Annotated in this window: 28 protein-coding genes, 2 rRNA genes and 1 riboswitch (1 of these 31 running past the window's edge); of the genes, 28 read left to right on the top strand and 2 right to left on the bottom strand. The window is 54.1% G+C overall.

Annotated elements, in window-relative coordinates; translation table 11 throughout:
* Window positions 1–2,291: ribosomal RNA gene (locus OCY70_RS24470) — 23S ribosomal RNA — on the top strand; it begins 635 nt to the left of the window's first position.
* A 61-nt stretch (window positions 2,292–2,352) separates the two neighbouring features.
* Window positions 2,353–2,469 (top strand): 5S ribosomal RNA (rrf, locus tag OCY70_RS24465).
* A gap of 626 nt (window positions 2,470–3,095) precedes the next feature.
* Here rrf and OCY70_RS24460 read toward each other — a convergent pair.
* A complete protein-coding gene (locus tag OCY70_RS24460) occupies window positions 3,096–3,617 on the bottom strand; it encodes a hypothetical protein (protein ID WP_213431491.1) in 522 nt (173 codons plus the stop codon).
* A 252-nt stretch (window positions 3,618–3,869) separates the two neighbouring features.
* Here OCY70_RS24460 and OCY70_RS24455 point away from each other — a divergent pair, with 252 nt between their 5' ends.
* The 10 genes from OCY70_RS24455 (at window position 3,870) to rsmI (ending at window position 11,433) form a co-directional block, all read left to right on the top strand.
* Window positions 3,870–4,052 carry a sigma factor G inhibitor Gin gene (locus tag OCY70_RS24455; protein ID WP_213431490.1) on the top strand — a complete coding sequence of 61 codons (183 nt, stop codon included), beginning with the start codon at window positions 3,870–3,872 and terminating at the stop codon, window positions 4,050–4,052.
* A gap of 210 nt (window positions 4,053–4,262) precedes the next feature.
* Window positions 4,263–5,843, top strand: a complete 1,581-nt coding sequence (locus tag OCY70_RS24450; protein WP_213427237.1) for an aminotransferase class I/II-fold pyridoxal phosphate-dependent enzyme — start codon at window positions 4,263–4,265, stop codon at window positions 5,841–5,843.
* Window positions 5,836–6,501 carry a dTMP kinase gene (gene tmk / locus OCY70_RS24445; RefSeq protein WP_261945066.1) on the top strand — a complete coding sequence of 222 codons (666 nt, stop codon included), beginning with the start codon at window positions 5,836–5,838 and terminating at the stop codon, window positions 6,499–6,501. The genes OCY70_RS24450 and tmk overlap by 8 nt, the downstream gene beginning before the upstream one ends.
* Before the next feature lie 61 nt (window positions 6,502–6,562).
* Complete coding sequence (locus OCY70_RS24440) at window positions 6,563–6,892, top strand: cyclic-di-AMP receptor (protein WP_006678190.1); 330 nt, start codon at window positions 6,563–6,565, stop codon at window positions 6,890–6,892.
* A 67-nt stretch (window positions 6,893–6,959) separates the two neighbouring features.
* A complete protein-coding gene (locus OCY70_RS24435) occupies window positions 6,960–7,403 on the top strand; it encodes a YaaR family protein (RefSeq protein WP_213427236.1) in 444 nt (147 codons plus the stop codon).
* A 31-nt stretch (window positions 7,404–7,434) separates the two neighbouring features.
* The gene (gene holB / locus OCY70_RS24430; protein ID WP_213427235.1) at window positions 7,435–8,415 is read left to right on the top strand and encodes a DNA polymerase III subunit delta'; all 981 of its coding nucleotides are present in this window, start codon (window positions 7,435–7,437) and stop codon (window positions 8,413–8,415) included.
* On the top strand, window positions 8,416–9,216 hold the full coding sequence (locus OCY70_RS24425) for a PSP1 domain-containing protein (protein WP_213427234.1): 801 nt from the start codon (window positions 8,416–8,418) through the stop codon (window positions 9,214–9,216).
* 33 nt (window positions 9,217–9,249) lie between these two features.
* Entirely contained in the window at window positions 9,250–9,639 is a 390-nt protein-coding gene (yabA, locus tag OCY70_RS24420; RefSeq protein ID WP_213427233.1) for a DNA replication initiation control protein YabA, read from the top strand.
* 113 nt (window positions 9,640–9,752) lie between these two features.
* Entirely contained in the window at window positions 9,753–10,544 is a 792-nt protein-coding gene (locus OCY70_RS24415) for a tRNA1(Val) (adenine(37)-N6)-methyltransferase (RefSeq protein WP_213427232.1), read from the top strand.
* Window positions 10,531–11,433: a 16S rRNA (cytidine(1402)-2'-O)-methyltransferase gene (gene rsmI, locus OCY70_RS24410; RefSeq protein ID WP_213427231.1), complete on the top strand. Its 903-nt coding sequence runs from the start codon at window positions 10,531–10,533 to the stop codon at window positions 11,431–11,433. Before OCY70_RS24415 ends, rsmI begins: the two co-directional genes overlap by 14 nt.
* A 214-nt stretch (window positions 11,434–11,647) precedes the next feature.
* Here rsmI and OCY70_RS24405 read toward each other — a convergent pair whose 3' ends face one another.
* The gene (locus OCY70_RS24405) at window positions 11,648–11,902 is read right to left on the bottom strand and encodes an AbrB/MazE/SpoVT family DNA-binding domain-containing protein (protein ID WP_005545514.1); all 255 of its coding nucleotides are present in this window, start codon (window positions 11,900–11,902) and stop codon (window positions 11,648–11,650) included.
* Window positions 11,903–12,274: 372 nt separating this feature from the next.
* On the opposite strand from OCY70_RS24405, the gene OCY70_RS24400 reads away from it, so the two are divergent.
* From OCY70_RS24400 to OCY70_RS24325, 16 genes are all read left to right on the top strand, one after another.
* A complete protein-coding gene (locus OCY70_RS24400; protein WP_213427248.1) occupies window positions 12,275–13,561 on the top strand; it encodes an HD domain-containing protein in 1,287 nt (428 codons plus the stop codon).
* Between the two features lie 110 nt (window positions 13,562–13,671).
* Complete coding sequence (locus OCY70_RS24395; protein WP_213427230.1) at window positions 13,672–14,439, top strand: TatD family hydrolase; 768 nt, start codon at window positions 13,672–13,674, stop codon at window positions 14,437–14,439.
* A 194-nt stretch (window positions 14,440–14,633) separates the two neighbouring features.
* A riboswitch (cyclic di-AMP (ydaO/yuaA leader) is annotated at window positions 14,634–14,839 on the top strand.
* A 279-nt stretch (window positions 14,840–15,118) separates the two neighbouring features.
* A complete protein-coding gene (locus tag OCY70_RS24390; protein ID WP_213427229.1) occupies window positions 15,119–16,231 on the top strand; it encodes a 3D domain-containing protein in 1,113 nt (370 codons plus the stop codon).
* Window positions 16,232–16,351: 120 nt separating this feature from the next.
* Entirely contained in the window at window positions 16,352–16,954 is a 603-nt protein-coding gene (gene rnmV / locus OCY70_RS24385; RefSeq protein WP_213427228.1) for a ribonuclease M5, read from the top strand.
* Complete coding sequence (gene rsmA, locus OCY70_RS24380) at window positions 16,935–17,849, top strand: 16S rRNA (adenine(1518)-N(6)/adenine(1519)-N(6))-dimethyltransferase RsmA (RefSeq protein ID WP_213427227.1); 915 nt, start codon at window positions 16,935–16,937, stop codon at window positions 17,847–17,849. The genes rnmV and rsmA overlap by 20 nt, the downstream gene beginning before the upstream one ends.
* A gap of 53 nt (window positions 17,850–17,902) precedes the next feature.
* Window positions 17,903–18,796, top strand: a complete 894-nt coding sequence (gene yabG, locus OCY70_RS24375; RefSeq protein ID WP_213427226.1) for a sporulation peptidase YabG — start codon at window positions 17,903–17,905, stop codon at window positions 18,794–18,796.
* Window positions 18,797–18,943: 147 nt separating this feature from the next.
* Window positions 18,944–19,219, top strand: a complete 276-nt coding sequence (gene veg / locus OCY70_RS24370) for a biofilm formation stimulator Veg (RefSeq protein ID WP_006678203.1) — start codon at window positions 18,944–18,946, stop codon at window positions 19,217–19,219.
* A 179-nt stretch (window positions 19,220–19,398) separates the two neighbouring features.
* The gene (locus OCY70_RS24365; protein ID WP_213427225.1) at window positions 19,399–19,581 is read left to right on the top strand and encodes a small, acid-soluble spore protein, alpha/beta type; all 183 of its coding nucleotides are present in this window, start codon (window positions 19,399–19,401) and stop codon (window positions 19,579–19,581) included.
* Window positions 19,582–19,730: 149 nt separating this feature from the next.
* Window positions 19,731–20,600 carry a 4-(cytidine 5'-diphospho)-2-C-methyl-D-erythritol kinase gene (ispE, locus tag OCY70_RS24360; RefSeq protein WP_213427224.1) on the top strand — a complete coding sequence of 290 codons (870 nt, stop codon included), beginning with the start codon at window positions 19,731–19,733 and terminating at the stop codon, window positions 20,598–20,600.
* A gap of 153 nt (window positions 20,601–20,753) precedes the next feature.
* On the top strand, window positions 20,754–21,587 hold the full coding sequence (gene purR, locus OCY70_RS24355) for a pur operon repressor (RefSeq protein WP_213427223.1): 834 nt from the start codon (window positions 20,754–20,756) through the stop codon (window positions 21,585–21,587).
* A 37-nt stretch (window positions 21,588–21,624) separates the two neighbouring features.
* A complete protein-coding gene (locus OCY70_RS24350) occupies window positions 21,625–22,008 on the top strand; it encodes a RidA family protein (RefSeq protein ID WP_213427222.1) in 384 nt (127 codons plus the stop codon).
* 137 nt (window positions 22,009–22,145) lie between these two features.
* Window positions 22,146–22,430, top strand: a complete 285-nt coding sequence (gene spoVG, locus OCY70_RS24345) for a septation regulator SpoVG (protein ID WP_005545528.1) — start codon at window positions 22,146–22,148, stop codon at window positions 22,428–22,430.
* A 123-nt stretch (window positions 22,431–22,553) separates the two neighbouring features.
* Entirely contained in the window at window positions 22,554–23,948 is a 1,395-nt protein-coding gene (gene glmU, locus OCY70_RS24340; protein WP_315973937.1) for a bifunctional UDP-N-acetylglucosamine diphosphorylase/glucosamine-1-phosphate N-acetyltransferase GlmU, read from the top strand.
* Window positions 23,949–24,074: 126 nt separating this feature from the next.
* Entirely contained in the window at window positions 24,075–25,028 is a 954-nt protein-coding gene (locus OCY70_RS24335; RefSeq protein WP_213427221.1) for a ribose-phosphate diphosphokinase, read from the top strand.
* 130 nt (window positions 25,029–25,158) lie between these two features.
* Window positions 25,159–25,719: an aminoacyl-tRNA hydrolase gene (pth, locus tag OCY70_RS24330; protein ID WP_213427220.1), complete on the top strand. Its 561-nt coding sequence runs from the start codon at window positions 25,159–25,161 to the stop codon at window positions 25,717–25,719.
* A gap of 74 nt (window positions 25,720–25,793) precedes the next feature.
* Complete coding sequence (locus tag OCY70_RS24325; protein ID WP_197259768.1) at window positions 25,794–26,024, top strand: anti-sigma-F factor Fin; 231 nt, start codon at window positions 25,794–25,796, stop codon at window positions 26,022–26,024.
* The last annotated feature ends 102 nt before the right edge of the window (window positions 26,025–26,126 follow it).

Genomic DNA, 26,126 nt, shown 5'->3' with positions numbered 1-26,126 from the left:
ACGTTTACGTGCAAGGTTAAGGTGAAAAGCCGCAGCCGCAGCGAAAGCGAGTCTGAATAGGGCGAATGAGTACGTAGGCGTAGACCCGAAACCGTGTGATCTACCCCTGTCCAGGGTGAAGGTGCGGTAACACGCACTGGAGGCCCGAACCCACGAATGTTGAAAAATTCGGGGATGAGGTGGGGGTAGCGGAGAAATTCCAATCGAACTCGGAGATAGCTGGTTCTCCCCGAAATAGCTTTAGGGCTAGCCTCGGAGGAAGAGTCGTGGAGGTAGAGCACTGATTGGGTGCGGGGCCCGCCAAGGGTTACCAAGCTCAGTCAAACTCCGAATGCCATGGACTTATTATCCGGGAGTCAGACAATGGGTGCTAAGGTCCGTTGTCAAGAGGGAAACAGCCCAGACCATCAGCTAAGGCCCCTAAGTGTACGTTAAGTGGGAAAGGATGTGGAGTTGCCCAGACAACCAGGATGTTGGCTTAGAAGCAGCCATCATTTAAAGAGTGCGTAATAGCTCACTGGTCGAGTGACTCTGCGCCGAAAATGTAACGGGGCTAAACGTACCGCCGAAGCTATGGATTACCGTAAGGTAGTGGTAGGGGAGCGTTGTGTACCGGGTTGAAGGCAGACCGGAAGGACTGCTGGACTGTACACAAGTGAGAATGCCGGTATGAGTAACGAAAAGACTGGTGAGAATCCAGTCCGCCGAAAGCCTAAGGGTTCCTGGGGAAGGCTCGTCCGCCCAGGGTAAGTCGGGACCTAAGGCGAGGCCGAAAGGCGTAGTCGAAGGACAACAGGTTGAAATTCCTGTACCACCGTAGCCGTTATGAGCAATGGGGGGACGCAGAAGGATAGGGACGCGAGCTGATGGATGCTCGTCCAAGCAGTGAGGCCGGTCAGTAGGCAAATCCGCTGACCGTAAGGCTGGGCTGTGACGGGGAGGGAAAATGACAGTACCGAAGGTCTTGATTTCATGCTGCCAAGAAAAGCCTCTAGCCAGGTGAAGGTGCCCGTACCGCAAACCGACACAGGTAGGCGAGAAGAGAATTCTAAGGCGCGCGGAAGAACTCTCGTTAAGGAACTCGGCAAAATGACCCCGTAACTTTGGGAGAAGGGGTGCCCCGGTAGGGTGAATAGCCCGAGGGGGCCGCAGTGAATAGGACCGAGCGACTGTTTAGCAAAAACACAGGTCTGTGCGAAGCCGTAAGGCGAAGTATACGGGCTGACGCCTGCCCGGTGCTGGAAGGTTAAGGGGAGTGGTTAGCCGTAAGGCGAAGCTATGAACCGAAGCCCCAGTAAACGGCGGCCGTAACTATAACGGTCCTAAGGTAGCGAAATTCCTTGTCAGGTAAATTCTGACCCGCACGAATGGCGTAACGACTTGGGCGCTGTCTCAACGAGAGATCCGGTGAAATTTTAATACCTGTGAAGATGCAGGTTACCCGCGACAAGACGGAAAGACCCCATGGAGCTTTACTGCAGCTTGATATTGGACTTTGGTACGGTCTGTACAGGATAGGTGGGAGCCTGGGAAGCCGGAGCGCCAGCTTCGGTGGAGGCGCCGTTGGGATACCACCCTGATCGTATCGGAGTTCTAACCTGGGACCGTGAAGCCGGTTCGGGGACAGTGTCAGGCGGGCAGTTTGACTGGGGCGGTCGCCTCCTAAAGAGTAACGGAGGCGCCCCAAGGTTCCCTCAGAATGGTTGGAAATCATTCGAAGAGTGCAAAGGCAGAAGGGAGCTTGACTGCGAGACCTACAAGTCGAGCAGGGACGAAAGTCGGGCTTAGTGATCCGGTGGTACCGCATGGAAGGGCCATCGCTCAACGGATAAAAGCTACCCTGGGGATAACAGGCTTATCTCCCCCAAGAGTCCACATCGACGGGGAGGTTTGGCACCTCGATGTCGGCTCATCGCATCCTGGGGCTGAAGTAGGTCCCAAGGGTTGGGCTGTTCGCCCATTAAAGCGGTACGCGAGCTGGGTTCAGAACGTCGTGAGACAGTTCGGTCCCTATCTGTCGCGGGCGTAGGAAATTTGAGAGGAGCTGTCCTTAGTACGAGAGGACCGGGATGGACGTACCGCTGGTGTACCAGTTGTCTCGCCAGAGGCATAGCTGGGTAGCCAAGTACGGAAGGGATAAGCGCTGAAAGCATCTAAGCGTGAAGCCCCCCTCAAGATGAGATTTCCCGCATTGGTAAGACCCCTTGAAGACGACGAGGTAGATAGGTTGGAGGTGGAAGTGCAGCAATGCATGGAGCTGACCAATACTAATCGGTCGAGGGCTTATCCTAACTAAGATGATTTGATGATTTTTACTTTCGCATTCAGTTTTTAAGGTACAAACCTTATCTGTTTGGTGGCGATAGCGGAGGGGTTCCACGCGTACCCATCCCGAACACGACCGTTAAGCCCTCCAGCGCCGATGGTACTTGGACCGCAGGGTCCTGGGAGAGTAGGACGCTGCCAAGCAGACAAAGACCACTGACTTCTGTCGGTGGTTTTTTTCTATATATTAAGGGAACGCGGGGAACCGGACAAGGCAGTGCAACCTGGAGGGGAATCGTTATCTAGGAGACATCTTCGCATCTAGAGGCATCATCAGATTCTGGAGGTCTATCCCATCCAGAGGCGTCATCGAATCAAGGAGGCGCCGTTGTTTCCTGGGATGTAGCCTCTGGGGTTGTGGCCTCCTGTGGTGAAGCATGCAAGGGAATTGCTGCAAATCTACAGCATTTTGCGCCGCCTGAGCCGACAAACGGAGGAATTCCTGCAAATCTACATCATTTTGTTCCCTTTTGCACCCAACCAAAGTAAAATGAGGGAAATTCCTGCATTTTTGCAGGAATCCCTTTTTGACAAGCGAAACGAGTGAAATTGCTGCACATTTGCAGTATTCTCTTTATACAAGCGAAACGGGAGAAAGTCCTGTACTTTTACAGGATTCCCCTTTGGGTAAAGCCGTGCATATCGAAATGCTGCATTGGCGCAGGATTTCGTTTCCCGAATAGGCGTAACTAGAGAGAAATTATGCAGTTCAATAGGTACCGGCATCCCGCAGAAAGAAAAAAACACCCGTTAAGGGTGTTTTTCGTATATTATGCCTTATAGACGGACATCTCTCCGGCCGGCAGCTTGATAAGTCCATCCTTGCTTGCCGAATGGGCAGTGAAGGTGGCGTACAGGCGCGGCGCTATCATCCACAGATGCCAGAACAACAACTGCAGGCTCAGGCCGAGCGGCAACCAGGGAATAAGCATCAGCAGGACAAGCAAAGAGATGAGCGTCGTATGCCATAGTATTTTTCTCCAGTAACGGAGACTGATGAATTGTTGATCCTGTGGCAGGAAGCCGATCCAAGGGAGATGGAGTCTCCATATCCAACGCTTTTTGAAGGTATACCGATCCATCACGAAGATAGAACGCGCGATTACATAATGAATCCAGACGATGACGATCCACGAAGCGCCGATATAGGCCACTCCCCAGAGACCGTTCATTCCAATCGAGGCCGCCAGCGCGGCCGCGCCGAACAGCAGGTACATGTACATAAATACTCGATTGAACCGAATCCGCTTTAGGAGCTGATAATTGTAAAAGGTGCGCTCACTACTGCTCAAGGAAGCTCCTCCTTTTGGTTGCGTCACGAATTGAGGAATACGATATATATCGGAATTTGATCTATGAAAATGTAGAAGGGAGGGCAGATCGGGCACAGAATTGAAGCCGCAAAAGAGGTACAGACCGTACATACACCAAATGCAGCCCTTCCTCATACGTATATAAAAATATGTGAAATGAACTATGAAACTGGTATAACTTTATAGAATTCGGGGCATACTAACGATAAAATTATAGAAGGTGGGATGGCCATGGAACATCAGGAGCCCCACTGCATCATTTGCGGTGAAGCATCAGAAGACGGCATCGTGGTTGTCAATCAATTCATTTGCACCTCCTGCGAACAGGAAATGGTAAAGACCGACGTGCAGGACCGAAAATATCCTTTTTTCATTCATCGGTTAAAACGGTTGTGGGTGCACATGAATGTTTAAGGAAGCAGACAAAGGAGCCTGAACCTTTTTGGGCTCTTTTTTGTCGTTTCCACGCAGGAATGATGAAGCGCTGCCCGATTTGCGATACAATGAAGGAATAAGAACAAGGAATGAGTTCAAAAAGGCCGGTTTTCAGTACCGAGAAGGTTGCCGGAACCGGAAGCGATCAAAAGCGGACTTTTTGAGCAACCTCTAGAAGGGGCAGACTTCATGGTCTATAACGGAGATAAATCCTTTTCACATCACATTCATCAGCAGGCGCCATTGGTTGGCGCGATGCTTGACTATATGGAGCGGCGTTCAGCCTCCTTCCATGTTCCGGGTCATAAGGATGGCGAGCTGTACCGCCGAATGGCGGACGAGTGGCCGCACCCGGGCAGGGAACTGCTGCGCAGCATGGCCTCGCTACTCGCCATGGATACGACCGAGGTCGAGGGGACGGATGATCTGCATCACCCGACCGGCCCGATCGCGGAAGCCCAGCGTCTGGCGGCACGCTGCTTCGGGGCCGAAGAGACGCATTTTCTGATAGGCGGAAGCACGGTGGGCAATATGGCGCTTCTCCTGAGCAGCTGCACCCGGGCGGGCGAGCTTATCATCGTGCAGCGTAATATCCATAAATCGATTTTGCATGGACTGATGCTGGCGGGGGCGACGGCGGTGTTCCTGACGCCGCGGACCGATTCGGCGACCGGACTGACAGCCGTGCCGGAGGTGGAGACGGTTCGCGAGGCGCTGAACCGCTATCCGCACGCCAAGGCCGTCATGATCACGAACCCTAATTATTATGGGATGGGTGCCGATATAAGGGAGATGGCCCGCGTTGCCCATGATCACGGCATTCCTTTGCTCGTGGACGAGGCGCATGGGGCACATTTTGGATTTCATCCTTCCGTTCCGCCTTCCTCCCTCTCGATGGGAGCGGACGGAGTCGTCCAGTCGACGCACAAGATGCTGGGCGGGATGACGATGAGCGCCATGCTGCATGTGCAGGGACCCCGTCTCGATCGGGACAGGCTGAAGCAGGCGTTAACGATGCTGCAGAGCTCCAGCCCTTCGTATCCATTGATGGCTTCTCTCGATTTGAGCCGCTACTGGCTGGAGCGGCATGGAGCAGCCGCCTTGGAGCCCGGGCTGGAGGCGGCACGCTGGCTGCGCGAACGTATCCAGGCGATGCCGGCATTCGAGCTGGTGCCGGAATCGGACAGCGCTGCGGCGTATCATTATCAAGATCCTTATAAAATTGTCCTTCGGGATCGGCATGACCGGCTCAGCGGCTACGAGCTGCTGGACATGCTGTCCGCCCATGGCTGCGTGGCCGAGATGGCCGACCCCCGGTACGTGGTGGCCGCGCTCAGCCTGAGCACGTCGATGGGCGATGTGGAACGGCTGGCCCAAGCTCTGGAGGCAGTGGCGGTGACCATTGGCGATGCGCCTACATATACTACGGTGCGGGCGAATGACATGGTCGAGAATGCTGCCGGGGTCATCGTCTCGGAGCCCGTGCCGTTCTCGCTGTACGATGCGGCACGGGCGAAGAGCGTGCGGATCCCGGTTAGCGAAGCGGGCGGCGCGATTGCGGCCGAGACAGTAACCCCCTATCCGCCAGGGATACCGCTGCTCTACCGCGGCGAGCGCGTGACTGAGGCGGTGGTCCGGCAGCTTGAGCGGCTGGCGGAAGCCGGGGCGAAATGCCACGGAGCCGGGGATCCGACGCTCCGGACGATATTAATTATGGCGAACGAGATTAACGGCACGGAAGAGGAGACGCAGGATGAGCAGTATGAATAGAAGCGATTGGCCAGGCTGGTTCATTACGATGGAAGGAGGGGAAGGAGCCGGGAAGACGACGGCCATGCGCAAGCTGGCGCAGCATCTGGAGGAGCGCGGGCTTGACGTCGTCGTAACGCGAGAGCCGGGCGGCATCGCGATCTCCGAACAGATTCGCAGCGTCATTCTCGATCCGGCGCATGTCGGCATGGATCCGCGAACGGAGGCGCTGCTCTATGCGGCGGCCCGCCGTCAGCATCTGGTGGAGCGGGTGGAGCCCGCGCTCCAGCGGGGAGCCATCGTGCTGTGCGACCGGTTCGTCGACAGTAGTCTTGCTTACCAAGGCTATGCACGGGGTATAGGAATGGAAGAGGTATGGGACATCAACCGCTTCGCCGTGCATCATACGATGCCGGATATTACGCTCTGGCTCGATATTGATCCGGTAGCGGGACTGGAGCGCATCCGATTGAACCGCTCCCGCGAAGTGAACCGGCTGGATACGGAGCGGCTGGCATTCCACCAGGCGGTCCGGGAGGGCTATGAATGGCTTGCCCGCCAATACCCCGACCGAATCGTGCGCGTGGACGCTTCGCAGACGGAAGAAGTGCTTCAGAAGCAAATATTCGACATTTTATCCGGGCGAACGCAGGATTTCGGGCCCCGCATGTGTAAATAAATAACCATATTCTTAATTCTAGGGTAAAATGAGTTCAACCAATCAAAGGAGGATGATAGGCATGAAGATGATTGTGGCCATTGTTCAGGACAAAGACAGCAACCGGTTGTCCAGCGCGTTGGTGAAAGCGAATTTCCGCGCCACCAAGCTGGCCAGTACGGGAGGATTTCTGCGGGCAGGCAATACGACCTTTATGATCGGTGTCAATGATGATCAAGTCAGCACGGTTCTGAACGTCATCCGTAACAATTGCAAGGTGCGCGACCAATTAGTAACGCCGGTTACCCCGCTCAGCGGAACGACGGATTCCTATATGCCGCTTCCGGTGGAAGTGCAGGTTGGCGGTGCGACTGTATTTGTAATGCCTGTTGATCGGTTCGAACAATTTTAAGCAATAATTTACAAAGTCCGCTTTGAACACTCAATTTAGAGCATGATAGAATGCAGGTGGATAACAAGTGAAAATTAATCCAGGGTTCCGGCCCCTCGGCCAAGATATGCGCATAGGGGATACGGTAGCGAAGCCCATTCAGCAGAAATCATTTGCGGATATAATGCAGCAGCAGGACGGCCAAGGGAGCAGAGATGAATTGCAGCAGCGCCTGCAGGATATTTATCGTCAAGGAGAACGGCTGGCGAAGTCGATGACCGTCAGAGAACTCCGGCAGTACCGGAATATGGTGAAGCGGTTCCTGGAAGATACGGTCCGCCGGGGCATCACGCTGCGCGACTCGCGCGGATGGGATCGCCGAGGCCGCAATAAACGCTACAAGCTGGTCGAGGAGATCGATGCGGCGTTGATTGCTCTGGCGGAGGAACTGCTGGAGACGGAACAAGGCAAAATCGAATTGCTGCAAAAGGTCGGAGAGATCCGCGGCATGCTGATCAATTTGAGCTTTTGACAGCGTTCAGGAATGGAAGGACTTACAAGCGATGTCGTTTCAACAAATAATCGGACAGGAACGGGCGAAGACCCTATTGCAGAACGGTCTGCGTTCGGGTAAAGTCTCGCATGCCTATTTGTTCAGCGGGCCGAAGGGAACGGGGCGGCTGCAGACGGCGCTCACCTTCACGAAGGCGCTGTTCTGCGAGAACGCAATGGATGACGCCTGCGGCGAATGCTTGTCATGCCGCAAGATCGAGCATGGCAATCACCCGGATGTGCATGTGATTTCACCCGAAGGCCAGAGCATTAAAATCGATCAGGTGCGGGAGCTACAGCGGGAGTTTTCATACCGCACCCAGGCGGAAGGCCGGAAAGTGTATATTATGGAGCAGGCGGAGACGATGACCGTGCAGGCGGCCAACAGCCTGCTCAAATTTTTGGAAGAACCGATGAGCCCGATCGTCGCGATCTTGATTACGGACAATGGACAAGCCATGCTGCCCACGATTCAATCGCGCTCGCAATGGGTGCCTTTTACCCCGCCGGATCCCCAGATTATCTACCATGCATTGGTTGAGGAGGGCTGCTCTGTCTTGCTGGCCCGGGCGGCCGTTCATCTCGTCAACGGAATAGGGGAAGGCAGGGAACTGTGCCAGCAGAATTGGTTTGCAGAACTGAGAAACGTAATGTTACAATTAGGAAAGGAGTGTGGGACACGGTTGTCATCCGCACTTCTTATGGCACAACAGAAGGTGTTCAAGACCGAGCTTGGAGAACATACGGACATGTTGTTCCGTCTGTTCCACCTCTGGTTTCGTGATATGCTGAATTATCAATTCAACCGACAGGAGAACCTCGTCTTTTGCGATCAGCTGGATGCAATAGGCAGAATAGCCTGGTCGAAATCGGCGCAGGGATGGATCCGATGCATGGCCGCGGCAGCAGAAGCGCAGAAGCGGGTACGCGCCAATGTCAGTCCGCAGCTTGCATTTGAACAGTTTCTGGTTGGAGTGCAAGGAGGTACATGATTGTATAACGTGGTCGGCGTCCGCTTTAAGCGAGCGGGCAAAATATATTACTTCGATCCGGTGGAATGGCCGGTTCAGCGGGATGAGCACGTTATCGTCGAGACGGCGCGGGGAATCGAATACGGCAAGGTCGTCATCGGCCCGAAGACGGTCGGAGAGAATGATGTCGTACTTCCCTTGAAGAAGGTCATCCGCATTGCGAACGAGGCCGACGCTACGCTGGTGGATTCGAACCGGCAGGCGGCGAAGGATGCCTTTACGACTTGCATGGACAAGATACGGGCTCATCAGTTGAAGATGAAGCTGGTTGATGTCGAATATACATTTGATCGGAACAAAATTATTTTTTATTTCACGGCCGAAGGACGCGTCGATTTCCGCGAGCTGGTCAAAGACCTGGCGAGCGTCTTCCGGACCCGGATCGAGCTGCGGCAGATTGGGGTGCGGGATGAAGCGAAGATGCTCGGCGGCATCGGCCCGTGCGGACGCGTCCTATGCTGTTCGTCCTGGCTCGGCGATTTCGAGCCGGTCTCGATCAAGATGGCCAAAGATCAGAATTTATCGTTGAATCCTACCAAAATTTCCGGTCTGTGCGGCCGGCTCATGTGCTGCTTGAAATACGAGCATGATAATTATGAGAGCGTCAAGGAAGAGCTTCCGGCGGTAGGGAAATGGGTAGTCACGTCGATCGGCGAAGGCAAGGTCGTCGGCCTGAATGCCGGTGAACGGAAGGTTCACGTTCAATTGGCGGATATCAACAAAGTGAAGGAGTTTCCTTTTGACGACGTCGTAGTGAAATAATGAAGCGTACTTTTCACGCTCTGGGGTGGGAACTTGGAGAAGAAAGACATTTTTGCGCAAATTCATGATATGGAAACGCATATGGGAGACCTTCATCAAGAGCTGGGTGCGCTGAAATACGTCGTCAAGGAGCTGCTGGAAGAGAATCAACGCCTTCGCATGGAGAACCAGCGGCTGCGCCAATTGCTCCATCAGGAGCATCAGGATCAGCAGCCGGAATCCCCTATTGAAGCGGAAGGAGCATCGGCACCCGCAGCGGATGCCCGGAACGCCGAAGGGGAAGAGCAGGAGAATGTGGTGGGCGAAGGATACGACAACTTAGCGCGGCTGTATCATGAAGGCTTTCATATTTGCAACGTCTATTATGGGCATTTACGAACGGAAGGCGACTGCTTGTTCTGTCTCTCCTTCCTAAATAAATAACGAGAGCCGTAGGTGATGGGGAATCGAATTCCTGCCTACGGCTTTTCTTCATACTCCAGGCTGCATCGGATAGGCCAAAATCACAAGAAACAGGAAGGAGTTACCGATATAGAATGAAGGAACACGGTAAGGAGAGCGGCATCCTGCAGCCTTCGGAACGGCTTGATGATCTGCTGACTCATGAGCTTCGCATCATTCAGAGTCCGGAGGTGTTCAGCTTCTCGATGGATGCCGTTCTGCTGGCACGCTTCGCCACGGTGCCGGCCAAGGGCCGGATTATGGATCTGTGCACCGGCAACGGGGTCATTCCACTGCTGCTGTCGACACGGACCAGAGCCGCGATCGAAGGGCTGGAGATCCAGCCGCGCTTGGCGGACATGGCTCGCCGCAGCGTTGCCCTGAACGGGCTGGAGGAGCGCATCCGGATTCACGAAGGGGATCTGAAGGAGTTCGAACCGGATGCGGACCGCCCGTTCTATGAGCTGATTACGGTGAATCCGCCATACATGCCGGTGCAGGCCGGAGAGCCGAAGCTGAGCGCGCATCAGGCGCTCGCCCGCCATGAGCTGGCATGCACGCTGGAGGATGTGATGGCGCGGTCGGCCCGCTGGCTGCGAACGGGCGGCAAGCTGGCGATGGTGCATCGCGCCTCCCGGCTGGGCGATATCATCGCCTTGATGCGGGCGTACCGGGTCGAGCCGAAGCGCATCCGCCTCGTGCATCCGCGCATCGGGGCGGAAGCGAATATGGTGCTGATCGAAGCGGTGCGCGACGGCAAGCCGGATGTGCGTATTCTCCCGCCGTTAATCGTTTATAATGAAAGAAATACGTATTGCCAGGAACTAATGGATATCTATTACGGCAAGTCGCCGCAGTTGAAGGATGGGTCATATGGAGATCAATGAGCAATTCAGCTATGAGGGGAAGGACGAAGGCGGACGCCTATATCTCGTGGGCACTCCGATTGGCAATCTGGAGGATATGACGTACCGGGCCGTGCGGATGCTCCGGGAAGCGGATATCATCGCGGCAGAGGATACGCGCGAGACGCGGAAGCTGCTCAGCCACTTCGAGATTCAAGGCAAGACGTTATACAGCTATCATGAGCATAATAAGCAGGCCAGCGGTCCGGAGCTGATTCGGTTAATGCAGGAAGGGAAGCGTATCGCCCTTGTGAGCGACGCCGGGCTTCCGGCCATATCCGACCCGGGCGCCGATCTGGCGGCGATGGCGATCGAAGCGGGGCTGCCGGTCATCCCGATCCCCGGCCCGAATGCGGCGTTGTCCGCGCTTATCGCTTCCGGGCTGCCGACGGACCGGTTCACCTTCGTCGGGTTCTTGCCCCGGGAGAAAAAGCGTGCTGCCGACATTCTGGCCTCCTTGGCGGCCGAAGCAGGCACTTTGCTGTTTTATGAATCGCCGCATCGGGTGGAGAAGACGCTGGAACGGATGGCCGAAGCATTCGGTCCCGGGCGGCGCGTCGCGTTGGCGCGCGAGATGACGAAGCGATACGAACATTTCGTGCGCGGAACGATTGGCGATTGTCTGGCTTTTCTCAAGGAGAAGCCTCCGCTTGGGGAGTATTGCATCGTTGTGGAAGGCGGCGCAAGCGCGGCGGGGGCCGGGGCGGACGCCGTCTGGTGGAGCGAGCTGAGCGAGCAGGAGCATGTGGCGCATTATGAGGAGCGGGGGATCGCGCGCAAAGAGGCCATGAAGCAGGCGGCCAAGGACAGAGGCGTCTCGAAGCGGGATATCTATGAAGCGCTGCTGCAGGAGAAGCGGGAAGAAGAATAATTGGTGATTCCGGCTCATTCGCATGAGCCGGGCCGGAGGTTCCGGAAGCCGGGGCCATAAGGCATGGTTCCCTGCCATTTCAAATGCGTGTTCACCTCCTCTCCAAGGCAAAAAAAGACCTTCATGGTCGGGTTCTAAACCATGAAGGCACCAAGGAAGATATGAAAAAGGTTAGAATTAACAAGTTGATTAGTGCTATTATAACCTATTTTTTTTATTTTGTCACAGGTTGAGGGATTTCTGATATACATTCGTGGCAAACAATTTTTCCTTTGAAGTATGTAACGTTCTCTGCATTGCCGCAGAAGATGCAGGCAGGCTCGTATTTTTTGAGCATGATGCGCTCTCCATCCACATAAATCTCCAGCGCATCTTTTTCACCAATGCCCAAGGTGCGGCGAAGCTCGATTGGAATAACGACACGACCCAGTTCATCAACTTTGCGAACGATACCAGTGGACTTCATCATATTCAACGCTCTCCTCTTAATTACATAATGTGTCATGATTCGACAATTTTCTGATTGACTGTTTATTATCGTACCAACCATTCCCATATTAGTCAACCTATAAAATGGATAATTTTTATGCTAATTTATGGTTTTTATTAATTTTTTATCTGATTTTTAACTGATTTTAACGTATCTATTCCCGTTATTACGCTTTAGTGGTATTATATGTTATCCATTTGCGATCGGGTACTGCGTCTCCGCCCAATTTCGACAACTCGGCCAAATGTGAAAACGATGTCGAAATGGAACGGATGTCATTTTATAGTCGATTGCTATGCCGAAGCGCTCTCAGCGCTGCATCCGTCACATGAAACCAAGGAGGGAAACATGATGCTGCAAGAAGAAAAAGTGTTCAAGGATCCGGTTCATAATTATGTGCATGTCCAGGATCGGACAATCTGGGATCTAATCAATACGAGCGAATTTCAACGGCTACGTCGTATCCGCCAGTTGGGGACTTCCTATTTCACGTTCCATGGGGCCGAGCACAGCCGCTTCTCCCATTCGCTCGGCGTATATGAGATTACGCGCCGGATCATTTCTCAATTCGAACGGAACCGGTATGCGGATTGGCCCGAAGAAGAAGGGCTGCTCGCTCTGTGCGCCGCCCTCCTGCATGATGTGGGGCACGGGCCATTCTCCCACTCGATAGAAGAGGCGTTCGGCATGTTCCACGAGGACTGGACTTGCCGTATTATATTGGAAGATACTGAAATCCACCGCGTACTGGCCAGGATCGATCCCGGATTCCCGGAGAAGGTCGCGTCCGTCATTCGCAAATCATACGCATCCCCGATTGTCGTCAATCTTGTATCCGGACCGCTCGATGCCGATCGGATGGATTATTTGCTGCGGGATGCCTATTTCACCGGCGTCAATTACGGCACCTTCGATCTCGATCGGATATTAAGGCTTCTGCGCCCGCATAAGGATCGCATCGTCGTGAAGGAGAGCGGCATGCATGCGGTGGAGCATTACTTGCTCTCCCGGTATGAGATGTACTGGCAGGTCTACTTCCATCCGGTGACCCGCAGCTCCGAGATGCTGCTGCGGCATATTTTCAAACGCGCGGCGGAGCTGTACCGGGAAGGCTTTGCGTTTCGGTTCTTTTTGCCGCCGCTTACCTCGCTGTTCGAGGGGACGATCGGAACCTCGGATTATTTGAAGCTGGATGAAGCTCTGGTGCAGACGACGTTCACGCAATGGCGCCTGGAGAAGGATGAGCGGTTGGCCGACTTGTGCGAGCGGTTCATGGAGCGTAAACTATACAAATATATTGAAACGGATCAACTGGATAAAGCGACGGTGCGCCGCCTGTCCCAAGTCTGGACGGAAGCGGGACTCGACCCGGAGTACGACTTGATGTTCGATTCGCCTTCAGACAATCCGTACGATGTGTACCGGGTAGGCGATGAGCCGACGCAGCAGCATATTTTGCTGCTCGATCCGTATGGCCGCGTCATGGAGCTGTCGAAGAAATCGGATATCGTCCGCTCGATTAGCGGCATCCGGAGAGGGAAGCATTATATTTACTTTCCGAAGGACAAGCTGGAAGCCGCTCAGCATGCGCTGCCCGCCGATGTGCGGCAGTTGTTCCTGTCCGGCGAGATCGGATAACAAGCCGTCTTCTCTTCATCATAGGAGGGCGGGAAGCGATCCAGAACGGGACCAAGCCGGACGTTCATTCGGGAAGACAAGCATACCATCATCAAGAAGGAGTGACTTCGATGCTATTTGATACGCATACCCATTTAGATAATGAAGCTTTTGACGCCGACCGGGAAGAGATTATCGCCCGCGCCTTCGAGCAGGGAGTCACGAGAATGGTGAATGTCGGGTTCAACCGGGAGACGATCCCGACGACGATGGCCTTGGCGGAGAAATACGATTTTATATACGCCGCCGTGGGCTGGCACCCAACCGATGCCATCACGATGAAGACCGAGGATATGCAGTGGATTGCCGATCTGACACAGCATGGTAAGGTAGTTGCCATCGGGGAGATCGGGCTGGACTACCATTGGGACACGTCTCCCAAGGATGTGCAGCAGCGCGTGTTCCGGCAACAGATCGGGCTGGCGCGGGAGCTGAAGCTGCCGATTATTATTCATAACCGCGAGGCTCATGAGGATGTCGTCCGGATTTTGCGCGAAGAGAAGGCCAGCGAGGTGGGCGGCATCATGCACTCTTTCTCCGGAAGCTGGGAAACGGCTAAAATATGCCTTGACATGGGATTTTATATCTCATTTGGCGGACCGATTACGTTCAAGAACGCCAAGCAGCCGAAGGAAGTGCTCGTCCGCATCCCGAATGACCGCTTGCTCGTCGAGACGGACTCCCCATATTTAACGCCGCATCCATTTCGAGGAAAGCGGAATGAGTCTGCTTATGTTCGTCTCGTTGCCGAAGCGGCGGCTGAATTGAAAGGAATGGAATTTGAAGAAATTTGCAGAATGACGACCGAAAATGCTTTGACATGTTTTGACATACGTTGAAAATCGATGAAAAACCGATGAAATAAAGATGTAGGCCACCAAATAAGTGGATTACATTGTGAAAATGCGAAATTGTAACTTTTTTTAACCCTTTTTCGCTTAAAACGGAATTGATACTGTCTTTACAAGGTGATTACAAACACGATATGATTTCTCACAGATGTTCGAAACGAAAACTTGAATATTGTTCCAACCAACCAGTATCGCTTAATCTCCTTGAGTGGAGAGCGGGGGAACCAAATGGCGTGTTGGCCGCGCATCGATTGCCTGGCTGTACGCGTGGATTGATTCCTTGGGGTGAATTCGGTGCAGCCGAGCCATGAGCCGGTTCGCAGCGACAGGGCGACTCTCGCAGCCCGAACCCGACAGCTAACCTCGTCAGCGTACGGAGAGAGGGGTCCTCGTGCGTCCTTGACTGATGACGTTTGGGTTTCATTGAGAAGCCATGAAAGAGTCGCCTCTTGCACCAGGCTTCTTTTGTTTTTCTTGAAATCTTCTTTTTTTGAATAAAGAAAAGAAAGACGTCATAGGTGTAAGAAACAGGAGGTGAGGAACAACCGTTACTGGTGTTGGTGCGGAGGAACCGCAAGGTTGCTTCGTAAACATTCTTCAAATAGTCGCGTCAGCCAGAAATCATGCGTAACACTCGACGGCGGGACTATGTAAGGAGGACCGAGAAGTGGGACAGCTCGTTCAAGACGAAACCCATGAACCCCGATCATCCAGCATGTCGCTCGCAATGCGATGGAAGCATGAAAATGTTCGTATCGTCTCTGTCATCATCGTTATGGCGGTTGTAATTACCTTGATAGCCGTATTATTTCAGTACAGCGCGTCCAAGAAGACCCTGTCCGTCTATGTGGATGGACGGGAAGAAGCTTTGGTCACCCGGGAATCGATGCTGCGCGATGTTTTGGATGAGCACGCGATAGCCGTTGGGGCCCATGATGTGGTGTCGAAGCCGTTGGATTCGGAAATCGCCGATGGTGATCGGGTCATCATCGAACGCGCCAAGCCGGTCAATATTCTGATGGCCGGCAAGAAAGCGACGCATTACACGACGAAGAAATCAGTCGACGAAGCCTTGATCGCATTGAATATACCCGTCAAGCCGGAGGATAAGGTCATCCCTGAAAAAGAGACCGCCGTAACGGAAAATATGGATATCCGGATTATCGACGTCCGCAAAAATGTCGAGGAGCGAAAAGTAAAGGTTCCGTTCCGGACGGTAAAGAAAGCCGATCCGAGCTTGGCGAAGGGCAAGACGAAGACGGTCCAAAAAGGCCAGGAAGGCCTGGTTATCCAAAAGATCGAGAAGGTGTACGAGGACGGCAAGCTCGTGTACTCCAAAATGGTGGATAAAAAGGTGGAAACGAAGCAAGTGAACCAAATCGTTGCTTACGGCACCAAAAAAGAGCCGGAAGTCGCCGTACTGTCCGCCAGCGGGGGGAACCTGTCTGACGGAAGCCTTGATTTCAACTATAAAAAAGTGCTTAAAAACGTGGAATTGACCGCCTATACCGAACAGGAGGGCTCTGCAGGAGCGAAGACCGCATCCGGGGCCATCGTGTCCGAAGGCCGCACCATCGCCGTCGATCCGGATGTCATACCGCTCGGCTGGTGGGTGTACATTGAAGGTATCGGATTCCGCCGCGCGGAAGATACCGGCGGGGCAGTCAAGGGCAACATCATTGATGTCTACTTCGACAGCAGCAGCACCGTCCGCAAATTCGGCCGCAAGCACGGATACACGGTATATGTTATCGGTCCGGTGAAGCCCGAATTGAATTAGGGCGGCGTTATAAACATATAGTAAGATACAACGTTTTATGTCATTCTAAGAAGAGGGAATTCCCTCTTCTTTTGTGTTTTTACATAGAGGCGGCAGCGGGAACGGAGAGGAGCAGCAGTTGTGATTCGAGAAGTGATTGTGGTGGAAGGAAAAGATGATACCGTAGCCATTCAGCGGGCCGTGGAAGCCGACACGATCGAGACGGGGGGTTCGGCCGTCAGCGAGATGACGATACGGCGCATCGCCTTGGCGCAGGAACGGCGGGGAGTCATCATATTTACCGATCCGGATCATGCCGGGGAACGGATTCGCAAAAAGCTCGCGGAGCGGGTGCCTGGCTGCAAGCACGCCTTCCTGCCGCGGCAGGAAGCGATAGCCAAGGGAGACCTTGGCGTGGAGAACGCCTCGCCGGAGGCGATTCGCGCGGCGCTGGCCCACGTCAGGACCGAGATGCCCTCTGCCCCTGCGGAGCTCGTCTGGGCGGATTTGGTGGAAGCGGGCCTGACGATCCAGACGGGAGCGGCGGAACGCCGGAACCGGCTGGGGGAGATTCTCGGCATCGGATATTGCAATGCGAAGCAGCTGCTTAAGCGATGCCGCATGTTCCAGATAGGCCGCGCGGAGTTCGAGGCCGCGCTGGCCAGATTGGACAAGCAGGAGGCTTCTGCACATATCGTAACGGGTACGGAAGGAGAACGACAGAATGAACAAGCCTTCGATTGATATCGCAACGCCATCGAGGACGAAGGAGATTGTGCGCAAGCACGGATTTGCTTTTAAGAAAAGCCTCGGGCAAAATTTTTTGGTCGATATGAATATTATGCGGCGCATCGTCGACGCAGCGGAGCTGGACAGCGCGACAGGCGCGTTGGAGATCGGGCCGGGGATCGGAGCCTTGACGGAGCAGTTGGCGCAGCAGGCGGGTCAAGTGGCGGCCGTGGAGATCGATCAGCGCCTGATTCCGATTCTGGGCGAGGTGCTCGAGCCCTATCCGAATGTGCGTGTTGTTCACGGAGACGTGCTGAAGGTCGATCTGGGCGAGCTGTTCCGGGAACAGTTCGACGCCATGGACAAGGTCAGTGTCGTAGCCAATCTCCCTTACTACGTCACGACCCCGATTTTGATGAAGCTGCTGGAGGAACGGCTGCCGCTCAAAAACATCGTCGTCATGATTCAGAAGGAAGTGGCCGAACGGATGGCGGCCCAACCCGGAACGAAGGATTACGGCAGCTTGAGCGCGGCGGTCCAATACTTCAGCGAGCCGCAGTTGGTATGCACCGTGCCTCCCTCCGTATTTATTCCGCAGCCGAATGTGGAGTCGGCCGTCATTAAGCTGCGCATTCGCGAGCAGCCGCCGGTGGAGGCGAAGGACGAAGCGCTCCTGTTCGAGGTCATCCAGGGGGCGTTCGCCCAGCGGAGGAAGACCTTGTGGAACAATATGAAGGCCAAATACGGCACGGCATGGGGAACGGAGCTGCTGAGCCAGGCGTTCGCGGAGGCGGATATTGATCCGAACCGCCGGGGAGAGACGCTGTCGCTGCAAGAATTTGCCCGGTTCAGCAATGTGCTTCATGATCGGTTCAAGAACGGGAAAGATGCCGCATCGCCAAAACAATGAGCACCAAATGATGCATCTGCCCATAGGATGGTCAAAGAGAGGTGATCGATCCTATGAAGCAAGGAGATTTGGTCGTACGCAAGTCTTATGGCGGCGATATTACGTTCCGTGTGGAGACGGTCCATCTAGACAAGGCAATCCTCAAAGGCACGGATTACCGCCTGATCGCCGACTCGCCGATTCATGATCTGGTGAGAGTGCCTGAGTCGACCGTCAAGCGCCGCACACAGCAGGCCCACATCAAGATGCTGCAGTCGGTGGAAGCGTTAGAGGAGAAGAACAGGAGAGAGACGGAACGTCAGCAGGCCGAAATTTCAATGGCTGATCCGGTCCATTCATCGGCTTATTTCGAAATGCCCGGCAAGGTGTTACACTTGGACGGAGATCCGAATTATTTGCAGAAAAGCTTGGCGATCTATCGGCAGCTGCGGGTCCCTGCGGAGGGTCATTATGTGTCGGAGGCAAATATGGCAGACGCGCTGTACCGGCTGCTGCCGGTGGTCCAGCCCGACATCGTGGTGCTGACAGGCCATGACGGCGTGCTCAAGCAGTTGAAGCAGCGTGATCTGTACAATTTGCAAAGCTACAAAAACTCCCAGAACTTCGTCAATGCCGTTCACATTGCCAGGCAGTTCGAACGCCATCTCGATCTGATGACGATTGTGGCGGGGGCATGCCAATCCCATTTCGAAGCCCTTCTTCAGGCCGGGGCCAACTTCGCCAGCTCTCCGGGGCGGATTATGATTCACGCGCTTGATCCGGTCTATGTGGCGGTCAGGGCCTCCTACACCCCGGTCAAGAACACGGTGAAGATCGCGGAAATTTCGCCTCATACGATGTCGGGAATCGATGGAGTCGGCGGCATTGAGACGAGAGGAAGCTACCGGATCGGCATGCCGAAATGGAAAGATTTATCGACTTTAAAAGTTACACCGTCCGTTATTTGAATAAAAAACGAATTTTCATCATATGTTATACCATTTGGGCAAAAAAACACATTGACATTAATTTAAACTTGTTGTTATAATTATTTGTTAATTTGACAAAACCTCTGGAATTGTTTATAATGGACAAGGAAAGAGGTGGTGGCTGAAATGGCGAGAAACGCGCTGTTTGAAATTCGACGCTGTCTTGAAGCTCATGTAGGGCAGAAGATTATGCTTCGTGCGAATGGAGGCCGTCGTAAGACAATCGAACGCACGGGCGTGTTAGAAGAGACCTACCCTTCTGTATTTATTGTCAAGTTGGACCAGGATCAGAACGCATTTAAGCGTGTATCCTACAGCTATGCAGATATATTAACAGATACGGTCGAAGTAACCGTATGCGCCGAGAACGGCGAGATGAAGATTGAATATGTTCGCGGCTAAGCGAACTGGATGGCAGTCCTTCGGGGCTGCCTTTTTGTTATTCCATATTTCGGATCGCGGAGGCACGAATAACGGCCCGGCGAACGACCCACATTATAGACATACCGCGTGCGCGGGAGCATGCGGCGAAATGCACAATACCCATGAATCCGGAAGGGTTCTTGCGAGGAGGTATGGCGATGGGCCGGAGAAGACGCGGCGGCTTCATGTCCGAGGAGTTGAAGGCGGAGCTGGCCAAAGATCTGGGCTTCTATGACACCGTTCAGGAGTACGGGTGGGGTGCCATTCGTACCAAAGATGCCGGGGATATGGTCAAGCGTGCCATTCAACTTGCCGAGCAAGCGGCAGCCAAGAAATCATGATCCTTCCTCTTCATTCCGAGCGAGCAGGCGGCACTTCACCTGCTCGTTTTTTTGTTGCGGCGCAGGCTCCGGCCGCCGTGAATGACTTGGCCATGAGAGTCTGTTATAATAACCTAAGCGATCCGTAGGATAAAGAAGGGTGAACGTGAGTGAAGGTATACGAGAAAGCGCCGGCCAAAATCAATTTGCTGCTGGATGTGCTGAGAAAGCGCAGCGACGGTTATCACGAAGTAGAGATGGTCATGACCATGGTCGATTTGGCGGATCGTCTCGAGATGGAGGAACTGCCGCGCGATACTATTATCATCTCCAGCCAGGCGGGCTTCATTCCGCTGGATGAGAAGAACCTGGCGTTCCAGGCGGCGAAGCTGATTAAGGAACGGTATGAAGTGAAGCAGGGCGTATATATTCACCTGGATAAAAAAATCCCCGTCGCCGCCGGATTGGCGGGCGGCAGCAGCGACGCGGCGGCGGCGCTGCGGGGGCTGAACCGGCTGTGGCGCCTCGGCATCCCGGATGAGGAGCTGCAAGCGCTCGGGGCGGAGCTCGGCTCGGACGTGCCCTTCTGCGTCACCGGAGGCACGGCCATTGCGAGCGGGAGAGGAGAGCGGCTGCAGCCGATTGCCAATCCGCCGCAGTGCTGGGTTATTCTGGCCAAGCCGCCGATCAATGTGTCCACCGCGGATATTTACGGCCGCTTGCGCGCGGATAGAATTAAGGAACATCCTTCATTGGCCGCTATGGTACAGGCCATCGACGGGCATGACTTCTATGGGGTGTGCCGCTCGCTCGGCAATGTGCTGGAGGACGTGACGCTGCCCCTGTATCCCGAGGTGCAGCAGCTGAAGGACGCGATGGTGAAGCTCGGCGCCGACGGCGTCCTGATGTCCGGCAGCGGGCCAACCGTATTCGGCCTCGTGTCGAGGGAGTCGAAGATAGCGAGAATTTACAACGGACTGAGAGGCTTCTGCAAGGAAGTCTATGCGGTACGCCTGCTCGGTTCACGGCAGGGGAACTGACGCCGCGGAGCGGCCTGCGCTTGCATGAGCGGGCGCTCTCGCCACGGCGCGCGGCCCCCCCCGCCTTGACATATTGAGAAATTGTTGATAATGGACGTACATTCATGTAATATTTACATTATAATATTCGGTTTTTGTGAGTGAGGAGTCACGATGAAAAAAATGAAGCGCAGCGCCCGCTTGGTTGAAATGACGCAATACTTGATGACGAAGCCTCATACGCTCATTCCACTCACGACCTTCGCTGAACGCTATGGTGCGGCCAAATCGTCCATCAGCGAAGATCTCGCGATTATCAAGGAAGTGTTCGAAGAGGAAGGAACGGGGGAGCTGCTAACCCTTGCCGGAGCGGCGGGAGGCGTGAAGTTCATGCCTAAGTGCGGTCCGGAGAAGGCTCTTCCGGTCATCGAGGAATTATGCACCGTCATGGAGCAGCCTGATCGCGTGCTGCCCGGCGGTTATTTCTACATTACGGATATACTCGGCCAACCGGCGCTCATGAATGATATCGGACGCATGTTCGCTTCCGCGTTCGTAGGGCGCGAGATCGACGTCGTCATGACCGTAGAGACGAAGGGGATTCCTATCGCCTACGCGACGGCGGCGCATCTCAATCTGCCGGTGGTGCTGGTGCGCCGGGACCATGTCGTCACGGAAGGATCGGCCGTCAGCATTAATTATGTATCCGGCTCGCAAAAGAGCATTCATACGATGACATTGGCCCGCAGGGCATTGAAGGAGCGTTCGCGCGTGTTGATCGTGGATGATTTCATGCGCGCGGGCGGAACGGTTCACGGCATGATCGAGCTGCTGCATGAGTTCAATGCGATGGTGGCCGGTGTCGGCGTCCTGGTCGAATCCGAAGACGTGCCGAAGGAAGAACGGCTACTTCACGATTATGTATCCCTGGTCCGGGTCGGAACGAAGGACCCAGGCGGCCGCCAGCTTGTTGTTCAGCCAGGCAATTATTTCGATGGAATGAAGTAAACATGTCAGAGGTTCTGTATGAAAAGGAGGAAACGCCATGTCTGAAAAAATAGTTCCTGTAGCGACGAATGAGGCTCCTGCAGCGATAGGTCCCTATTCCCAAGCGGTGCGATGGGGCAATCTCGTATTTACCTCCGGTCAAATCCCGCTGACTGCGGAAGGCCAGCTTGTGGAGGGCGGCATCGAGGAGCAGACCCATCAAGTATTCCGCAATCTGAAGGCCGTGCTGGAGGAGGCAGGAACTTCTTTGGACAAGGTGCTCAAGGCGACCGTGTTCCTCAAGGATATGAATCAATTCGCTCAAATCAACGCCATTTACGAAGCTTATTTCGGATCGCATAAGCCGGCCCGCTCCACCGTGGAAGTGGCGCGGCTACCCAAAGATGTGCTTGTCGAAATCGAACTGATTGCTACGATTTAGATCGAAGCATGTCGAAACCGCTAAAGAGCGTTAAAAATTTTAAAAAAAAGCGCTTTTTGTGGCAAAATTAAGAAGGATTTTTGTTGCGCGTGTGGAATTATACACCAAGTCTTGATGGAAAAAGGTGGTGAACACACGTGCAAATTACTGATGTAAGACTCCGCCGCGTCAACACAGAGGGGAGAATGAAAGCAATCGCTTCCATTACGATCGATAATGAGTTTGTCGTACACGACATTCGCGTTATCGATGGTAACAACGGCATGTTCGTTGCCATGCCAAGCAAACGGACGCCGGACGGCGAATTCCGCGATATTGCGCATCCGATTTCATCTGCGACACGCGAGAAAATTCAAGCTGCGGTACTGGCTGAATACGAGCGTGCGGCAACGGAAGAGGAAGTTATTGAAGAAGGCGCGTAAGCGTCTGGGTAATTATGGGGTTGCAAAGAAAGAGAGCCAATCATAGGGGGCTCTCTTTTCTTTTTGTTCATAATGAGATATATTCTTCTATGGAATCAAAGGGAGAGCAGGAGGTTGGACACTTTGAAAAGAATAGCCATTGTGCTTGCCGCCGGACAAGGCAAACGCATGAAGTCTAAGCTCTATAAAGTGCTTCATCCGGTGTGCGGCCAACCGATGGTGGGCCATGTACTCGAAACGGTGGAGCAGGTACGCTGCGAACGCACTGTTGTCATTGTCGGGCATGGCGCCGAAGCGGTTCAAAGCTATCTGGGCGAACGGGCAGAGTTCGCGCTTCAAGCCGAACAGCTTGGCACAGGACATGCCGTGAAGCAAGCCAAGGCGCTTCTGGACGGGGAGAAGGGAACGACTCTCGTCATTTGCGGTGACACTCCGCTAGTCACTTCCGAGACGCTGGCGCAGCTCATGGAGCTTCATGAGGGCGCACAAGCGTCGGCGACGATTTTGACGGCTGAACTGGATCAGCCGGCCGGTTACGGCCGCGTGGTCCGCGGAACAGACGGTTCGGTCATGAAAATTGTTGAGCAGAAGGACTGCACGCCGGAAGAACAGCGCATCCGGGAGATTAATACGGGCACGTATTGCTTCGACAATGAGAAGCTGTTCGCTGCATTGGAGCAGATTACGAACCATAATGCTCAGCAGGAATATTATTTGACCGACGTCATCGGTATTTTGAAATCGCAAGGAGAGATCGTGCAAGCGTATTGTACGGCGGACGAAGCCGAGTCCATTGGCGTCAACGATCGCTGCGCTCTCGCCGAGGCCGAACGGCTGATGCGGGAACGGATCAACAAGCGCCATATGGTGAATGGCGTAACGATTATCGATCCGGCGCAGACGTATATCGAAGCGGGCGTCCGGATTGGGGCGGATACCGTCATCGAACCAGGAACGGCGCTGCGCGGCAGCACGGTCATCGGGGAAGATTGCGTGATCGGCCCGAACAGCGATGTGACCGATTCGATCATTGGCGATCGCGTGCACGTCAAGCAATCGGTCCTGCAGGTGGCGGCCGTCGGCAGCGGCAGCAGCATCGGTCCATTTGCGTACTTGCGTCCCGGCGCCAAGCTGGGAGAGCAGGTGAAGGTCGGCGATTTCGTGGAGATTAAGAATGCTTCTCTGGACGATCATGCCAAAGTATCGCATTTAAGCTATATAGGGGATGCGAAGGTAGGGAAGAATGTCAATATTGGTTGCGGCGCGATTACCGTCAACTATGACGGACATAATAAGTCCGTTACAGAAATCGGAGACGACGCGTTCATTGGAAGCAACGTCAACCTGATCGCTCCGGTCAAGGTGGGCGATGGAGCATATGTCGTCGCCGGATCAACCATTACGCATGATATCCCTGCCGGCGATCTCGCCATTGCCCGTGAGCGGCAGATGAATAAGCCGGGGTACGCGGACAAGATACGCTCCCGCGCGAAGGCAAAAAAAGAACGGAACTCCTAATGATAACAGTTGCATTAAGCTCCCGTAAAGGGTAGCATTAAGTTGATAGACTTGAACGCGCATTGCCATTAACGGAAATGTAGAACTTCAATGAACAAGAACCGGCACGGAGGGTTATTCAAAATCATGACGTATTGTGATTCCAAGTTGAAAATATTCACTTGCAACTCCAATCCAAAATTGGCGCATCAAATCGCCGAGTACATCGGCATTCCTATGGGAGATGCCGTGACGACGAGCTTCAGCGACGGCGAGATTCAGATCAAGCTCTCCGAGAGCGTTCGCGGCTGCGACGTCTATGTCGTCCAGTCGACATGCGATCCGGTGAACGATAGTCTGATGGAGCTGCTTGTCATGGTCGACGCGCTCAAGCGCGCGTCCGCCAAGAGCATTAACGTCGTCATTCCTTACTATGGCTACGCGAGACAAGATCGCAAGGCCCGTTCCCGCGATCCGATTACAGCGAAGCTGGTAGCCAATCTGATTGAGACGGCAGGCGCACATCGCGTCATTACGATGGATTTGCACGCAACACAGATTCAAGGATTTTTCGATATCCCGGTGGACCATTTGCTGGGAGTCCCGATCCTGGCCCAATACTTCCGCTCCAAGCAGTTGGAAAATATTGTGGTCGTATCGCCGGATCATGGCGGCGTCGTACGCGCGCGCAAGCTGGCCGACTTCCTGAACGCGCCGCTGGCGATTATCGATAAGCGCCGTCCAGAGCCGAACGTGAGCGAGGTCATGAACATTATCGGCGATATCAAAGGCAAAACCGCGATCATTATCGATGACATCATCGATACGGCGGGCACGATCGTGCTCGGCGCCAACGCGTTGGTGAAGGCGGGCGTCAAGGAAGTGTATGCTTGCTGCACGCACCCGGTCCTGTCCGGCCCAGCGATGGAACGATTGGAGACTTCGCCATTCAAAGAAGTGATTGTGACAGATACGATTCCAATCAAGCATGAGAATCCTTCCAGCAAATTGCACGTGCTGTCGGTTGCTCCGTTAATGGGTGAAGCCATTATTCGCGTTCATGAAGAATTGTCCATCAGCAAGCTGTTCGAGATTGAATAAGAACAGCGTTCGCGTATGTCGCAACGTTACTTGGGGAAATAATCACAAGTAGTCTGAATAGTAAGGGTTACGTCTTTGACCATCGGTCAGAGAAGTAACCCTTATCGGCATTGATAAAGGAGGAGCCGTCTTGAAATGGATTGTAGGGCTCGGGAACCCGGGCACGCAGTACGCGTCCACGCGCCACAATATCGGCTTCATGGCGATAGACAGGCTGGCGGAGCGCCATCAGATTCAGGTGCGCGACAGCAAATGCAAAGCCCTGATTGGCGAGGGACGCGTCGGCACGGAGAAAATCGTGCTGATTAAGCCGATGACCTATATGAATCTATCAGGCGAAGCGGTACGAGCCTATATGGATTATTACAAGGCCGATCCGGCAGACCTGATCGTATTGTACGATGATATGGATACCGAGCTGGGCAAGGTCCGTCTGCGGTATCAAGGAAGCTCCGGCGGCCATAACGGCATCAAGTCGCTCATTCAGCACTTGGGCACCCAGTCGTTCAACCGGGTGCGCATGGGCATCTCCCGCCCGCAGCCAGGGCGCGAGATCGTGGATTACGTCCTGTCGCCCTTCGCCAAGGCCGAGCGCGACAAGCTCGAGGAGGCCATTGACAAAACCTGCGATGCGGTCGAATTCGCGCTGACCCATTCTTTTGATCAGACCATGGCCAAATTTAACGGGTAACCCGGCTAAACCGGCCCTATCCGGGACATACTGAGTAACTGAATCGGTATAATCTCGCGATAGGGGGCATATACATGTCTGTGAATTATGTCTGCAAACATTGTCATACGTTAATCGGGCGCGTCGAAGGGAGCGAGATCGACGAGACGAGACTCGGCTTTCATACTCTGACTGAGGCGGAGCGCCATGAATATATTAAGGTTCATACCAATGGAGACGTAACGGTGCGAATGACTTGCGATTTTTGTACAGAAGCGATCCAGATGCACCCCGAATTGTCCCTGCTGTCATCGCCTTTGCAATGACAGCTTGTTGCATGCGGAGATACGTCAGCCTTGGCTTGCCGCCGAGGCTTATTTTGGATGGACCGAATACTATAACCCTGAAAATATGATTACGCGGGTAAG

Source organism: Paenibacillus melissococcoides (genome assembly GCA_944800085.1).
In the GTDB taxonomy this organism is placed as follows: Bacteria; Bacillota; Bacilli; order Paenibacillales; family Paenibacillaceae; genus Paenibacillus_B; species Paenibacillus_B melissococcoides.
Note: the sequence above shows the minus strand (reverse complement) of the source record. Positions and strands in the feature narration are given on the sequence as shown.

Coding starts and splice junctions, on each gene's coding strand:
- OCY70_RS24455 (WP_213431490.1), top strand. CDS start 3,870: ATGGAACATCAGGAGCCCCACTGCATCATTTGCGGTGAAGCATCAGAA.
- OCY70_RS24450 (WP_213427237.1), top strand. CDS start 4,263: ATGGTCTATAACGGAGATAAATCCTTTTCACATCACATTCATCAGCAG.
- tmk (WP_261945066.1), top strand. CDS start 5,836: ATGAATAGAAGCGATTGGCCAGGCTGGTTCATTACGATGGAAGGAGGG.
- OCY70_RS24440 (WP_006678190.1), top strand. CDS start 6,563: ATGAAGATGATTGTGGCCATTGTTCAGGACAAAGACAGCAACCGGTTG.
- holB (WP_213427235.1), top strand. CDS start 7,435: ATGTCGTTTCAACAAATAATCGGACAGGAACGGGCGAAGACCCTATTG.
- OCY70_RS24415 (WP_213427232.1), top strand. CDS start 9,753: ATGAAGGAACACGGTAAGGAGAGCGGCATCCTGCAGCCTTCGGAACGG.
- rsmI (WP_213427231.1), top strand. CDS start 10,531: ATGGAGATCAATGAGCAATTCAGCTATGAGGGGAAGGACGAAGGCGGA.
- OCY70_RS24405 (WP_005545514.1), bottom strand. CDS start 11,902: ATGATGAAGTCCACTGGTATCGTTCGCAAAGTTGATGAACTGGGTCGT.
- OCY70_RS24400 (WP_213427248.1), top strand. CDS start 12,275: ATGCTGCAAGAAGAAAAAGTGTTCAAGGATCCGGTTCATAATTATGTG.
- OCY70_RS24395 (WP_213427230.1), top strand. CDS start 13,672: ATGCTATTTGATACGCATACCCATTTAGATAATGAAGCTTTTGACGCC.
- rsmA (WP_213427227.1), top strand. CDS start 16,935: ATGAACAAGCCTTCGATTGATATCGCAACGCCATCGAGGACGAAGGAG.
- yabG (WP_213427226.1), top strand. CDS start 17,903: ATGAAGCAAGGAGATTTGGTCGTACGCAAGTCTTATGGCGGCGATATT.
- veg (WP_006678203.1), top strand. CDS start 18,944: ATGGCGAGAAACGCGCTGTTTGAAATTCGACGCTGTCTTGAAGCTCAT.
- OCY70_RS24365 (WP_213427225.1), top strand. CDS start 19,399: ATGGGCCGGAGAAGACGCGGCGGCTTCATGTCCGAGGAGTTGAAGGCG.
- purR (WP_213427223.1), top strand. CDS start 20,754: ATGAAAAAAATGAAGCGCAGCGCCCGCTTGGTTGAAATGACGCAATAC.
- OCY70_RS24350 (WP_213427222.1), top strand. CDS start 21,625: ATGTCTGAAAAAATAGTTCCTGTAGCGACGAATGAGGCTCCTGCAGCG.
- OCY70_RS24335 (WP_213427221.1), top strand. CDS start 24,075: ATGACGTATTGTGATTCCAAGTTGAAAATATTCACTTGCAACTCCAAT.
- OCY70_RS24325 (WP_197259768.1), top strand. CDS start 25,794: ATGTCTGTGAATTATGTCTGCAAACATTGTCATACGTTAATCGGGCGC.